Source organism: Pseudomonas laurylsulfatiphila (assembly GCF_002934665.1).
Lineage (GTDB): Bacteria > Pseudomonadota > Gammaproteobacteria > Pseudomonadales > Pseudomonadaceae > Aquipseudomonas > Aquipseudomonas laurylsulfatiphila.
The window spans coordinates 248291-261191 of record NZ_NIRS01000008.1 but is presented as its reverse complement, the minus strand read 5'-3'; the positions used below and the strand labels follow the sequence as shown (position 1 = coordinate 261191).

Sequence of the window (12901 nt, the reverse complement as noted above, 5' to 3'; positions counted from 1 at the left end):
GGATCAAAAGGTATCCCGTTGACCCGTGAAATCGAACAATTACTGCCGACGCCATGAAAATAAATGGCGTCTGTCTGTAGTACCTGTCTGATGTTGCCTGACACAAAAGGCCGCGCATTATAACCAGCGTTCTGTCGTTCGGGGGCATCACGGGTTGCCGGTGCAATGGCCGGTTTTCTGGCACTAAAGGAAAAATCTGCTAACAATGCACACGGTGCGTATAACGGCAGCTACGCCATAATGCGCGCCGAGATCAAAGGAGCATCCAATGAGCAGCACTGCACAAACTGCTGAAGGCGAGAAAATTCTTATCGTTGACGACGATCCGGGGCTGAGTAGCCTGCTGGAACGTTTTTTCGTCAGCAAGGGCTACCGCGCCCGCGCCGTACCGAACACCGAGCAAATGGATCGCCTGCTGGCGCGCGAAGTGTTCAACCTGGTCGTCCTCGACCTGATGTTGCCCGGCGAAGACGGCCTGACCGCCTGCCGCCGCCTGCGCAACGCGAACAACCAGATTCCAATCATCATGCTCACCGCCAAGGGCGACGAGCTGAGCCGCATCAAGGGCCTGGAACTGGGCGCCGACGATTACCTGGCCAAGCCGTTCAACCCGGATGAGCTGATGGCTCGCGTCAAGGCGGTACTTCGTCGCCAGTCGGCCCCGGTGCCTGGCGCCCCGGGCAGCGAAGACGAAAGCGTGACCTTCGGTGACTACGAGCTATCCCTGGCCACCCGCGAGCTCAAGCGCGGCGAAGAAGTGCACATGCTCACCACCGGTGAATTCGCTGTGCTCAAGGCCTTGGTGATGAACGCGCGTCAACCGCTGACCCGCGACAAACTGATGAACCTGGCCCGTGGCCGCGAGTGGGATGCCCTGGAGCGTTCCATCGATGTGCAGATTTCCCGTCTGCGCCGGATGATCGAGCCCGATCCGTCCAAACCGCGTTACATCCAGACTGTCTGGGGCGTGGGTTACGTGTTTGTACCGGATGGTACCGCCACCAAGTGATTGGCGATTTGTAGGAACGGGTCATGCGGACACCGGATCAATCGATCCTGTCCGCAGACTCGCAAACCGCAATATGCGAGCATCGCTCTCTCCTGCAAGTGTTTAACGGTTATCCATGAAGACCCCCGTTTGGTTCCCCCAGAGCTTCTTCTCCCGCACCCTTTGGTTGGTGCTCATCGTCGTACTCTTCTCCAAGGCGCTGACCCTGGTTTATCTGCTGATGAACGAAGATGTGCTGGTGGACCGCCAGTACAGCCACGGTGTCGCCCTGACGCTGCGCGCCTATTGGGCCGCCGATGAAGAAAACCGTGACAAGATCGCCGGCGCCGTGCCCCTGATACGAGTGGTGGGAGCCGGGGTGCCGGAGGGCGAGCAACACTGGCCCTACAGTGAGATCTATCAGCGGCAAATGCAGGCTGAGCTGGGGGCTGACACCGAAGTGCGATTGCGCATGCATTCACCGCCGGCGTTATGGGTTCGAGCGCCAAGCCTGGGTGAAGGCTGGCTCAAGGTTCCGCTGTATCCGCACCCACTGCGCGGTCAGAAAATCTGGAACGTGCTTGGCTGGTTTCTCGCTATTGGATTGCTGTCCACTGCGGCGGCATGGATCTTCGTCAGCCAGCTCAACCAGCCCTTAAAGCGCCTGGTGTACGCCGCGCGGCAACTGGGCCAGGGACGCAGCGTGCGCCTGCCGATCAGCGATACGCCGAGTGAGATGACCGAGGTTTACCGCGCCTTCAACCAGATGGCCGAAGACGTCGAGCAGGCTGGTCGCGAGCGTGAGCTGATGCTGGCCGGGGTTTCCCATGATTTGCGCACGCCGTTGACCCGCTTGCGTCTATCCCTGGAGTTGATGGGCGATCGCACCGACCTGACCGACGACATGGTGCGCGATATCGAAGACATGGACGCGATTCTCGATCAGTTCCTGGCGTTCATTCGTGACGGGCGCGACGAGTCGGTTGAAGAGGTTGACCTGAGCGACCTGGTCCGGGAAGTCGCGGCGCCCTACAACCAGAATGAAGAGAAAGTGCGGCTGCGCCTGGAGCCGATTCAGCCGTTTCCGTTGCGTCGTGTGTCGATGAAGCGACTGCTGAACAACCTGATCGGCAATGCGCTGCATCATGCCGGCAGCGGTGTGGAGGTGGCGGCGTATGTGTCCGGGGACACCAGCGCGCCGTATGTGGTGCTGAGTGTCATGGACCGTGGTGCCGGGATCGATCCGTCGGAGCTGGAAGCGATCTTCAACCCGTTCACCCGCGGTGATCGTGCCCGAGGCGGGAAGGGCACCGGGTTGGGGCTGGCGATCGTGAAGCGGATTGCTTCGATGCATGGCGGGAATGTTGAACTGCGTAACCGCTCTGGCGGTGGACTGGAAGCGCGGGTGCGCTTGCCGTTGGGGTTGATGTTGCCGAGGGATGCGGTTTAAGGGTTGAAAAGATCGCAGCCTGCGGCAGCTCCTACATGGGAATGCGAACCCTGTAGGAGCTGCCGAAGGCTGCGATTTTTTGCTTTTAACCCTTACCTTTGGTCCGGGTCATATTCGGCCCGCCATTCTTCTCCAGATGCTCAATGATGATCCCCGCCACGTTCTTCCCGGTGGTCGTCTCGATCCCTTCCAGCCCTGGTGACGAGTTCACTTCCATCACCAGCGGCCCGTGATTGGAGCGCAGGATGTCCACGCCCGCTACCGCCAACCCCATGACCTTGGCTGCACGCAACGCCGTCATGCGCTCTTCCGGCGTGATCTTGATCAGGCTCGCGCTGCCGCCGCGATGCAGGTTGGAGCGAAACTCGCCGGGTTTGGCCTGGCGCTTCATTGCCGCAATCACCTTGTCCCCGACGACGAAGCAGCGAATGTCCGCACCGCCGGCTTCCTTGATGTACTCCTGAACCATGATGTTCTGCTTGAGGCCCATGAACGCCTCGATCACCGATTCTGCGGCGGTCGCGGTTTCGCACAGCACCACGCCGATGCCTTGGGTGCCTTCCAGCACCTTGATCACCAGCGGCGCGCCGTTGACCATTTCGATCAGGTCGGGAATGTCATCGGGGGAGTGGGCAAACCCGGTCACCGGCAAGCCGATCCCGCGACGGGACAGCAATTGCAGCGAACGCAGCTTGTCCCGCGAGCGGGCAATGGCCACCGATTCGTTGAGCGGAAATACCCCCATCATTTCGAACTGGCGCAGCACGGCGCAGCCATAAAAGGTCACGGACGCACCGATCCGTGGAATCACCGCATCGAAACCTTCCAGCGGCTTGCCGCGGTAGTGGATCTGCGGCTTGTGGCTGGCGATGTTCATGTAGGCGCGCAGGGTATCGACCACCACCATTTCATGGCCGCGTTCAGTACCGGCTTCAACCAGGCGGCGGGTGGAATACAGACGCGGGTTCCGCGACAGCACAGCGATCTTCATGCAACACCTGTGGAGGAGGTAGATACCGGGAACACCGGCTTGTCTTGTACATACTTGATGCCCGGATTGACCACCAACTGGCCGTGGATCAGGGCTTTGGAGCCGAGCAGCAGGCGATAACGCATGGACTTGCGGCAGGCGAGCGTGAACTCGACCCGCCAGACCCGATCACCGAGGGCCAGGGTGGTGCTGATCACGTATCGCACCTGCGCGTGACCGTTTGAGCTTTTAATGGTTTTCATCGTCACCAACGGTGCTTCGCAGCGTCGGTGGCGCAGTTGTACGACGGAACCCAGGTGGGCGGTAAAACGCACCCACTGCTCACCATCGCGCTCGAACAGCTCGATGTCGGTGGCGTGGAGGCTTGAGGTGCTGGCACCGGTATCGATTTTTGCCCGAAGGCCGGCGACTCCCAAATCCGGGAGCGCCACCCACTCGCGCAGACCGACAACGGTCAAATGGTCAAATGTCTTCAAAAGTGCTCAACCGGTAGAAACCGCTCGGGCCGCACGCGGCCGGATTCGCGGTATTCACGCAGAATAATGATTAAAAGGCGACAGATATCTACGGCCCGGATTTCCAGCCTCGCAGGGAGGTTATGGAATGTCAGTATTGTAATCCGAGCCGGTGAAATTCTTGGTACGTCAGAAACGGTAGTACAGTTCACCAATATTTCAGAATGAGGAAATCCCATGGCACAAAAAAACGAAGAGGACGACAAAGTCCGCCTCGATAAATGGTTGTGGGCTGCACGATTCTACAAAACCCGTGCCCTGGCCAAGGCGGCGATTGAAAGCGGCAAGGTGCATTGCCGGGGCGAACGCTGCAAACCGGGTAAAGAGCCACGGGTCGGCGACGAGTTTGTGATCCGCACCGGTTTCGAGGAGCGCACGGTGGTGGTCCAGGCGTTGTCGATCGTTCGCCGTGGCGCACCGGAGGCGCAGATGCTGTACGCCGAAACGGAAGCCAGCATCGCCAAGCGCGAAAACGCCGCCGCCGAGCGCAAGGCAGGCGCCCTGGGCGTGAGCACCGATGGCAAACCGAGCAAGAAACAGCGACGGGATCTGTTCAAGTTTCGTGGCAGCAGCAACGAATGATTGACCGGGTCCGTCGATCACTCAAGCAGGCAAAGACTTGTAATTGTGCTTGCGCGTAGCCATATGGGGTAATTCGCCTACCCTACATGAGCCATTGGCAGTGCCATTCGTCGTAAAGCACACACAGTCGCCGGCCTGTAAGCCATAACCAGGCAACAAGACGCTATGACCAAGGCGTAACCTCGAATTCTGTCATCACTTTTGTCACCACTTCAGATACCCAGACTTATGACTGACCTACCGGATAACGACTTCACCCAACGCTTCATCTTCGATGACAGCGACACCCGTGGCGAGCTGGTCTCGTTGGAGCTCAGCTACGCCGAAGTCCTGGCCAAACACGCCTACCCGCAGCCGGTCGCGCAACTGCTCGGCGAGCTGATGGCGGCCGCATCGTTGCTGGTCGGTGCGATGAAGTTCGATGGCTTGCTGATTCTGCAAGCCCGCTCCGAAGGCCCGATCCCGCTGCTGATGATCGAGTGCTCCAGCGAGCGCGACATCCGTGGCCTGGCCCGTTACGACGCGGACCGTATTGCGCTCGATGCCACCCTGGCCGACCTGATGCCCGATGGCGTCCTGGCATTGACCATCGACCCGAAACAGGGCCAGCGCTATCAGGGCATCGTCGACCTCGATGGCGCCACCCTGTCGGAATGCTTCACCAACTATTTCGTCATGTCCCAGCAAGTCGGCACGCGTTTCTGGTTGTACGCCGACGGCCGTCGCGCCCGTGGCCTGTTGCTGCAACAGCTGCCTGCCGACCGTTTGAAGGACGAGGACGAGCGCGCCGCCAGCTGGCAGCACCTCACCACCCTGGGCGGCACGCTGACCGCCGATGAACTGCTGGGCCTGGACAACGAAACCGTGTTGCATCGTCTGTACCACGACGAGCAGGTGCGCCTGTTCGATGTACAGAAGTTGCGCTTCCGTTGCAGCTGTTCGCGCGAACGCTCGGCCAATGCGCTGGTCAGTCTGGGTGTGGAGGATGCGCAGCAATTGGTGGTCGAACACGGTGGCAACATCGAAATCGATTGCCAGTTCTGTAACCAACGCTACCTGTTCGATGCCGCCGATGTCACCCAATTGTTCGCCGGCGCGGGTATCGAGACGCCGTCAGATACCCGTCACTAAAACGGTTCAGCGCAGGTAAATTCACTGCCTTGCGCCGGATTAACGCCGTTACGACAGGAGGGGCCTACTATTTTTGGGCTTTTCTGGCATAATCCGGCCCACTTTTTTCGCGGTAGTAGTGCACGACTTTCTACTACAAAAACGTTTGGAGCACTCGGCCACTGGCCGACGGGGAACCTCATGACGCAAGCCAACAATGCCGTGTACACCGATCTGAGTGTTGATGATCTGGTTAAAGAAGCCCTCAATCGCGGTGAAGGCGAGCTTGCCGATACCGGCGCACTGGTTGTTCGTACCGGTCACCGTACCGGCCGTTCGCCAGTCGATCGTTTCATCGTTGATGAGCCGAGCACCACGGGCGCCATCGCCTGGGGCCCGATCAACCGCAAGTTCCCGGCCGACAAGTTCGACGCCCTGTGGAACCGTGTTGAAGCTTTCAACAACGCGCAAGAGCATTTCGTTTCCCACGTGCATGTAGGTGCGGCTTCCGAGCACTACCTGGCCGTGAAGATGACCACCCAGACTGCCTGGCAGAACCTGTTCGGCCGTTGCCTGTTCATCAACCCGGCTCAGTACAACCCGGCGGGTCGTGACGAGTGGCAGGTCCTCAACGTTGCCAACTTCGAATGCGTGCCAGAGCGTGACGGCACCAACTCCGACGGCTGTGTGATCATCAACTTCGCACAGAAGAAAGTGCTGATCGCCGGCATGCGTTACGCCGGTGAGATGAAGAAAGCCATGTTCTCGGTGCAGAACTTCCTGCTGCCGGCTTCCGACGTACTGCCAATGCACTGCGCCGCCAACATCGGCGAAGAGGGCGACGTGACCCTGTTCTTCGGTCTGTCCGGTACCGGCAAGACCACCCTGTCCGCCGACGAAAGCCGTTACCTGATCGGTGACGACGAACACGGCTGGGGCGAAGGCGTGGTGTTCAACATCGAAGGCGGTTGCTATGCCAAGTGCATCGACCTGTCCGAGAAGAACGAGCCGGTTATCTGGAAAGCCATCAAGCACGGCGCGGTATTGGAAAACGTCGTTATCGACGATGCCAAGCACGCCGACTACGCCGATGTCAGCCTGACCCAGAACAGCCGCGCCGCCTACCCGCTGGAGCACGTTGCCAAGCGCTCCGAGAAGAACCTCGGTGGCGAGCCGAACGCTGTGATCTTCCTGACCTGCGACCTGACCGGCGTGCTGCCGCCAGTGTCGATCCTCAACGAAGAACAAGCGGCCTACCACTTCCTGTCCGGCTACACCGCACTGGTGGGCTCGACTGAAATGGGTTCGGGCAGCGGCATCAAGTCGACCTTCTCCACCTGCTTCGGCGCACCGTTCTTCCCGCGTCCGGCTGGCGAATACGCTGAGCTGCTGATCAAGCGCATCCGCGGCTTCGGCTCCAAGGTTTACCTGGTCAACACCGGCTGGACCGGCGGTGGCTACGGCGTCGGCAAACGCTTCAACATCCCGACCACCCGTGCCGTGATCGCAGCGATCCAGAGCGGCGCGCTGATCGGTACCGAGACCGAGCACCTGGACACCATCAACCTCGACGTGCCAGTGGCCGTACCGGGCGTTGAGACTGGCCTGCTGAACCCACGCAACACCTGGGCCGACAAAGCCGCCTACGACGAAGCCGCCAAAGCACTGGCCGGCCTGTTCATCGAGAACTTCAAGAAGTTCGAAGTGAGCGACGCGATCAAGGCTGCGGGTCCAAAGTTGTAAGTGTTGGATTGAGCTAACGAAAAAGCCGCCCTTCGGGGCGGCTTTTTTGTGGGTGCGATTCGGAGGATGTGAGGCGCAGCTAGCATTATTCCAGCTGAAAAGGCTTCAAACGGCCAGAATAATGGTACTTACGCGTTCAATCGATCCCTTCCAGCTTTCGCGTATCCCAACGTTGCGCTTTTATCGCTTGGTAAAGCATTTCGATAGTCAGTGGAACCTTATCGCCACGCCCCCTCGCCCGTCGCTTGAGAAACACATCAAAGCCTTCAGGCTGGAAGTAGCGATAGGCATCGTAGTCGACGAAGTCGATGGCGAACTGTTCTTCCAGTGCTTCCATCAGGTGCCTGGCATCAGCGCCTTCGCAGCCAAGATCAAAGTTGATCGAGGTGTTCAGGCTAATGGTTTTGCGTTCGGGCAGACCGATTTCTTCGTGCAGCAACTGCATGAGCAGTTGCATGGCGTGGTCGTCCGGGAAGTTGGGGGCGAGGTTCATTGCGGGGTGTCCGGTTGGGCTTGGGCGGATCTTATGGGTTGCCGATTGCGAGAGGAAGGAGCGACTGACTTGATCGTTCCTGGGCTCAATGTTTTCAGGTCGCGGGGAAGGCTGACGTTCATCCCGCAGGATCTCGTTCATCTGTTGCACGCTTTCCATTAGCTCATTAAAAAATTTGCTCATGGTTATCTCCTGCGCTCGATGACGGCTTTCCATGCTTTTTGTCCGTTGGATCAGATTTTGTTGTTTTGATCGTTCCCATGCAGAACATGGGAACTGATCTTCACGCAACGTCAGACCGGGGCTTTCAAGTTGAGCATTCGTTGCTGGGCGACTTTGAGCAGGTCGCAGCCGTCCTGGGTCAGCAGGTAGAGCGCATGAGTGATGTGCGGGATGTCTTCGAGGTCGCCTTGGTAGAAGCTTTGGCAGTGCAGGGTTCGGAGCAGATCGCTGGAGGCCCGGATGCGTTGGAGGGCGGCTTCAAGGATATCTTGGGGGTTGGCTTCTGTGTCGATGATCAGAGGCGGGGAATCGGTGAGGTTGGTTTGGAGTGGGAGATAGCGTTCGTTGGTGAACGGATTCCATTTATTCATGATGTGCAATCTCAGATGTGCCAGAAAGGACCGCCATCATCGTGACCAAACGATGGGAGGCGACTGTGTTCGGGTTGGTCAACCGGTGAGATCTACGCACAGAACCGGCATGCCCGAAGGCATCCCAAACACAGCCACCATATAGCGTGCAGACACAAAAAAGCGTCGGCAGCATACAACGGGTGAGTACGTAGATCTAATTCGGGTGACCAAGCCCGAGTCGCTGATTTGGCAACGACAGCCCGGACTATAGGATTGGGTGACTGGTCATCGATAGCCGACAAGGTGTCTTGTTTTGTAGGACCTTGCCGAAGCTTTCATAGGTCGTTGCTGACGGCGCTATCCACAGTGGACCGCGTTATCGTTTTTCGCGAGCAAGCCCGCTCCCACAGGGAGTTGTGGTGGGGCAAGCAACGTGTTTCGGCAAGCGCTGGCGGGCGATGTCGAGCAGGTCGTTGCCGTCCTGGGTCAGCAGGTACAGGGCGCTGACGATATTGGGGATGTCGCTCGCTTCGGCCTGTTTGAAGCAGGTGCAATAGAGGGTTTCGAGCAGGTCGCTGGCGGCGCGGATGCGTTGTCGGGCGGCGTCGAGGATCTCGTAGGGGTCGGCCTCGGTATCGATGACCAGCACCGGGGTTTCGCTGTAGCGGGTCTTGAGCGGGTGGTAGCGGGCTGTCAGTGAGTCGGGGTTTTTCATTGAGTGCGTCCTGTGCGAAATCGGCAAGTGTTCCCGGCAGGCCGAGACACTGTTTTCAGCCGCGCAGGAAACTATAGGAGGGGATGGCGCTGGGGGACAAGACGGCTGAGGTCGACAGGCTTTGTAAGGGTTTTGTCATATTTGGAGGAAGGGGACTACAGGTTGTTGGTGGGTTTTCAACGTGAAATGGCGAGAGGTAAAAATGCTTACAGCGTTCTCAGTCGTTTCGCAGTAAATCTCGGTAGAGGGTGCCTCGGACAATGTCGGGTGTTTCGAGTTTTACAGTGGCTGTGCTGGCCTCTTCGTCGGAGCGCCGCCCGGAGCAAGCCCGCTCCCACAAGGGGCCTGAGCCGTGTGGGTGGTTCAGACTGGGGAGGTTGTCTCGACGCTGCCGAACGACCCATACAGACTTACTCGGTCATGACCTTTGGCGCTTGGCGCGAGGCTGCTTCCAGATCCATCAAGCCTCTACCGTACGCTTCACTGTTGGCATAGAGGCCAGTCCGGTTCGCCGTCGCCAGCAGACGCTCGCGCACTTGCTGCGCAGTGAGCTCGGGGTAACGACTTTGCAGTGCCGCCAATGCTCCGCTGACCAGCGCGGCAGCAGGCGAGGTGCCAGCCGTCTGGGTGTAGGTGCCATCCCTGTTGGTGGTCAGCAGGCCTTGCCCTGCACCGGAGTCGCCACCCGGTACAGCAATGCACCAGGCTGCCGCCACGCCACAATAGTTGGATTTGGCATTGATGGCGCTGCCGTCGTTTTTCAACGCAACCACCGCGATCCAGCCTTTTTCCAGTTCGGGTAGGGCGACAGGTAAGCCGGGTTCAGCCAAGGGTTCTCGTTTCAGTTCATTGCCGGTAGGAAAAACAAAGACGGCGCCGTCCTCCACCAGTTTGCGCGCGGTCACCATTGATTGCGGCATGACTTGCTTGTAACGCGCCTCGTTGATTTCGGTCGCAGGAATGGCGTTGGCCCACGAGTTGTTGAGAATTCGCGCGCCCTTGTCGAAACCTGCTTGCCAGGACTGAGCGATTTCACCATCGAAGTAAAAGGGCTCGTTATCGTCGCCGAAGCGATAGGGGATCAGCTGCGCGTTGAACGCGACGCCATGCATGCCCTGATCATCCTTGTTGGCTGCGAGGATGCCGGCCATCTGGGTGCCGTGGCCGACCCGATCAAAAGTGCCGACCTGATTCTCGACATGGTCAAAACCCGGATCACGGAGCCTTTCTAGAAACGCCGGCAGGCTGCTGTTCAAACCCGAATCGATCAGTGCGACAGCCACACCCTGGCCGGTGCCGCCGCGGGCATAAAGACTTGATGCGTTGACAATCGCCAGGCCTTTTTGGGCCTGATACTCCGGCGTTTCAAATGCTGCTGTGTCCAGGGAAGGCTGTTCCGGGACGGTCAGGCATCCGTTCAAAAGAAGGGGGAGTGCGAGCGTGCAGGCAAGCGGAAAAAAGTGTCTTTGGGACATGGTCGTTCCTTGATAAAGGTCCGCGTATCTCACGCTTCCTGCATGATGGATAACCGGCGGAAGTTGATGGCGGTAAACCATACCCGTTGACGGAAGGCCGAGATCAGTGGGCAAAGTGCCTCCTGTGTTTCAACCTATGGCCAGGGATCGGTGGGTTGGGACGCTGTATCATCCCGTATCGTTTTCACCCCCGACCTTTTCTCGACTCGCTGCAATCGCCGGCTAGGCTTTTGACTCCGCAGCGGTCAATGGAGTGACAGCTTATGCACAACACCCTGGAACAGGTTTTCGGTTATCCACAGTTTCGACCCGGGCAGGAGGCCGCTGTCAGTGCCGTGTTGGCCGGGCGTTCGGCGGCGGCGATTTTCCCCACCGGTTCCGGCAAGTCCCTTTGCTACCAATTGCCGGCGCTGTTGCTGCCGCACCTGACGCTGGTGGTCTCGCCGTTGCTGGCGTTGATGCAGGATCAACTGGCGTTCCTGCAACGCCACGGCATCTCGGCGGGCAGTATCGATTCGGCCCAGAGCCGCGATGACGCCAGCGACGTCATGGCTCGGGCAAAATCCGGCGAACTGAAAATTCTGATGATCTCGGTGGAACGCCTGAAGAACGAACGCTTCCGGCATTTTCTGCAGCAAGTACCGATCTCCCTGCTGGTGGTGGACGAGGCGCATTGCATCTCCGAATGGGGCCATAACTTTCGCCCGGACTACCTCAAGCTCCCCGACTATCAACGCCAGTTCAATATCCCTCAGGTGCTGTTGCTGACCGCAACAGCGACGCCCAAAGTCATCGCCGACATGCAGGCGAAATTTGCCATCGCCGCCGACGATGTGGTGACCACCGGTTTCTATCGCCCGAACCTCAATTTGCTGGTGGAGCCGGTTCGTGGAGCGGACAAGCGCAGACGCCTCGTCGAGTGGATGAGCCTGCGTGCGGACCAGCCGAGCATCGTCTACGTCACCCTGCAGAAGACGGCGGAACACATCGCCGAACACCTGAACCGCAACGGCATTCAGGCCGAGGCCTATCACGCCGGGTTGCCCCATGATCAACGAGAAGCGATCCAGCGTCGCTTCATGGGCGGGCAGTCCAATTGCATCGTCGCCACCATCGCTTTCGGCATGGGCATCGACAAAAGTGACATCCGCAATGTGGTGCATTTCGACCTGCCAAAATCCATCGAAAACTACAGCCAGGAAATCGGTCGCGCCGGGCGTGACGGGCAGCCGTCGGACTGCCTGGTGTTGGCCAACCGCGACAGCCTCAACGTGCTGGAGAACTTCGTCTACGGCGACACCCCCGAGCTCGATGGCATCCGTTGCGTGCTGGACGAGATGCTTGCCGCAGCACCCGAAGGGCAGTGGGAGTTTCTGCTGGGGCCGTTGGCGGATCAGAGCAATATTCGCCAATTGCCGCTCAAGACCTTGCTGGTGCAACTTGAATTGCGCGGGTTGATCGCCCCGCGTTACGCGTACTACGCCGAGTATCGATTCAAGTATCTGGAGGAGCCCGAGGCACTGTTGGCGCGTTTTGAAGGCGAGCGCAGGGATTTTGTCGCTGGGATCATCCAGACCTCCAGCCGCGCCCGGACCTGGGCCACGGTGAATTTCGAGGCGTTGTACGAGCAGCATCAGGCCGAGCGCAGTCGGGTGGTCAAGGCGCTGGACTACTTCCAGGAGAAGGGTTGGGTGGAGCTCGAAAGCAAGCAGATGACCGAGGTCTACAGCGTGCTGCAAAGCGGGTTCGACAGCGCCGCGTTGAGCGAAGAGCTGCACCGTTATTTCACTCGGCATGAACACACCGAGATCGCGCGGATTCACGCGATGCTGGATCTGTTCGCCACCGACCGTTGCCTGGGCTATCGCCTGGCCGAGTATTTCGGCGACCACAATGCTCCGCAGCAATGTGGCCATTGTTCGGTGTGTCATGGGCAGATCGCGCGGCTACCGGCACCACCGGAATTGCCGGCGCTTGTGGATAAAAATTTCGAGGCGTTGTGTGGCGACTTTATCCACAGGCACGAGCAGCACACGGGCAACGTGCCTTCGGCTGAACGCGTCACGCGGTTTCTGTGCGGGATCAGCGTGCCGCTGTTCACCAAACTGAAGGTGCGGGCGATTCCCGGGTTTGCGGCGCTGGAAGATTATCCGTACGCCGAGGTACGCGGGTGGGCCGAAGCGCACCTCTAACCCGTTAAACCGTAGGAGCTGCCGAAGGCTGCGATCTTTTGATCTTTAACGTGAAGATCAAAAGATCGCAGC

12 protein-coding genes are annotated in these 12901 nt (G+C 59.1%); 6 read left to right on the top strand and 6 right to left on the bottom strand.

Annotated features, from left to right (window positions below; genetic code table 11):
* Positions 1-268: 268 nt before the first annotated feature.
* Complete coding sequence (gene ompR / locus CD175_RS27705; protein WP_007972873.1) at positions 269-1009, top strand: osmolarity response regulator transcription factor OmpR; 741 nt, start codon at positions 269-271, stop codon at positions 1007-1009.
* Positions 1010-1124: 115 nt separating this feature from the next.
* Positions 1125-2438, top strand: coding sequence for an ATP-binding protein (locus CD175_RS27700; RefSeq protein ID WP_104451217.1), 1314 nt, complete (start codon positions 1125-1127; stop codon positions 2436-2438).
* 85 nt (positions 2439-2523) lie between these two features.
* On the opposite strand, the gene rimK is transcribed toward CD175_RS27700, so the two are convergent.
* Together rimK and rimB are read right to left on the bottom strand one after the other, a co-directional pair.
* On the bottom strand, positions 2524-3429 hold the full coding sequence (gene rimK / locus CD175_RS27695) for a 30S ribosomal protein S6--L-glutamate ligase (protein ID WP_007972871.1): 906 nt from the start codon (positions 3427-3429) through the stop codon (positions 2524-2526).
* Positions 3426-3905 carry a retropepsin-like aspartic endopeptidase RimB gene (gene rimB / locus CD175_RS27690; protein WP_007972870.1) on the bottom strand — a complete coding sequence of 160 codons (480 nt, stop codon included), beginning with the start codon at positions 3903-3905 and terminating at the stop codon, positions 3426-3428. Before rimB ends, rimK begins: the two co-directional genes overlap by 4 nt.
* Positions 3906-4121: 216 nt before the next feature.
* On the opposite strand from rimB, the gene CD175_RS27680 reads away from it, so the two are divergent.
* From CD175_RS27680 to CD175_RS27665, 3 genes are all read left to right on the top strand, one after another.
* A complete protein-coding gene (locus CD175_RS27680; RefSeq protein ID WP_104451215.1) occupies positions 4122-4526 on the top strand; it encodes an RNA-binding S4 domain-containing protein in 405 nt (134 codons plus the stop codon).
* Between the two features lie 228 nt (positions 4527-4754).
* The gene (gene hslO, locus CD175_RS27675; protein ID WP_104451214.1) at positions 4755-5657 is read left to right on the top strand and encodes an Hsp33 family molecular chaperone HslO; all 903 of its coding nucleotides are present in this window, start codon (positions 4755-4757) and stop codon (positions 5655-5657) included.
* A gap of 180 nt (positions 5658-5837) precedes the next feature.
* Positions 5838-7379, top strand: coding sequence for a phosphoenolpyruvate carboxykinase (locus CD175_RS27665; RefSeq protein ID WP_104451213.1), 1542 nt, complete (start codon positions 5838-5840; stop codon positions 7377-7379).
* A 136-nt stretch (positions 7380-7515) separates the two neighbouring features.
* Here the strand turns inward: CD175_RS27665 and CD175_RS27660 are convergent, their stop codons facing one another.
* The 4 genes from CD175_RS27660 to CD175_RS27645 all read right to left on the bottom strand — a co-directional run bounded on the left by CD175_RS27660 (position 7516) and on the right by CD175_RS27645 (position 10637).
* On the bottom strand, positions 7516-7872 hold the full coding sequence (locus CD175_RS27660) for a DUF1493 family protein (protein ID WP_104451212.1): 357 nt from the start codon (positions 7870-7872) through the stop codon (positions 7516-7518).
* A gap of 293 nt (positions 7873-8165) precedes the next feature.
* Complete coding sequence (locus tag CD175_RS27655) at positions 8166-8465, bottom strand: hypothetical protein (protein WP_104451211.1); 300 nt, start codon at positions 8463-8465, stop codon at positions 8166-8168.
* 358 nt (positions 8466-8823) lie between these two features.
* Complete coding sequence (locus CD175_RS27650; protein WP_104451210.1) at positions 8824-9162, bottom strand: hypothetical protein; 339 nt, start codon at positions 9160-9162, stop codon at positions 8824-8826.
* A gap of 410 nt (positions 9163-9572) precedes the next feature.
* Entirely contained in the window at positions 9573-10637 is a 1065-nt protein-coding gene (locus tag CD175_RS27645; RefSeq protein WP_104451209.1) for a S8 family peptidase, read from the bottom strand.
* 263 nt (positions 10638-10900) lie between these two features.
* Here CD175_RS27645 and CD175_RS27640 point away from each other — a divergent pair, with 263 nt between their 5' ends.
* On the top strand, positions 10901-12829 hold the full coding sequence (locus tag CD175_RS27640; protein ID WP_104451208.1) for a RecQ family ATP-dependent DNA helicase: 1929 nt from the start codon (positions 10901-10903) through the stop codon (positions 12827-12829).
* Positions 12830-12901: the final 72 nt, after the last annotated feature.

Excerpts from the sequence above, each read along its gene's own strand:
- CD175_RS27660 (WP_104451212.1), bottom strand. The coding sequence starts at position 7,872 with ATGAACCTCGCCCCCAACTTCCCGGACGACCACGCCATGCAACTGCTC.
- CD175_RS27700 (WP_104451217.1), top strand. The coding sequence starts at position 1,125 with ATGAAGACCCCCGTTTGGTTCCCCCAGAGCTTCTTCTCCCGCACCCTT.
- CD175_RS27645 (WP_104451209.1), bottom strand. The coding sequence starts at position 10,637 with ATGTCCCAAAGACACTTTTTTCCGCTTGCCTGCACGCTCGCACTCCCC.
- CD175_RS27665 (WP_104451213.1), top strand. The coding sequence starts at position 5,838 with ATGACGCAAGCCAACAATGCCGTGTACACCGATCTGAGTGTTGATGAT.
- CD175_RS27655 (WP_104451211.1), bottom strand. The coding sequence starts at position 8,465 with ATGAATAAATGGAATCCGTTCACCAACGAACGCTATCTCCCACTCCAA.
- rimK (WP_007972871.1), bottom strand. The coding sequence starts at position 3,429 with ATGAAGATCGCTGTGCTGTCGCGGAACCCGCGTCTGTATTCCACCCGC.
- ompR (WP_007972873.1), top strand. The coding sequence starts at position 269 with ATGAGCAGCACTGCACAAACTGCTGAAGGCGAGAAAATTCTTATCGTT.
- CD175_RS27680 (WP_104451215.1), top strand. The coding sequence starts at position 4,122 with ATGGCACAAAAAAACGAAGAGGACGACAAAGTCCGCCTCGATAAATGG.
- CD175_RS27640 (WP_104451208.1), top strand. The coding sequence starts at position 10,901 with ATGCACAACACCCTGGAACAGGTTTTCGGTTATCCACAGTTTCGACCC.
- CD175_RS27650 (WP_104451210.1), bottom strand. The coding sequence starts at position 9,162 with ATGAAAAACCCCGACTCACTGACAGCCCGCTACCACCCGCTCAAGACC.
- hslO (WP_104451214.1), top strand. The coding sequence starts at position 4,755 with ATGACTGACCTACCGGATAACGACTTCACCCAACGCTTCATCTTCGAT.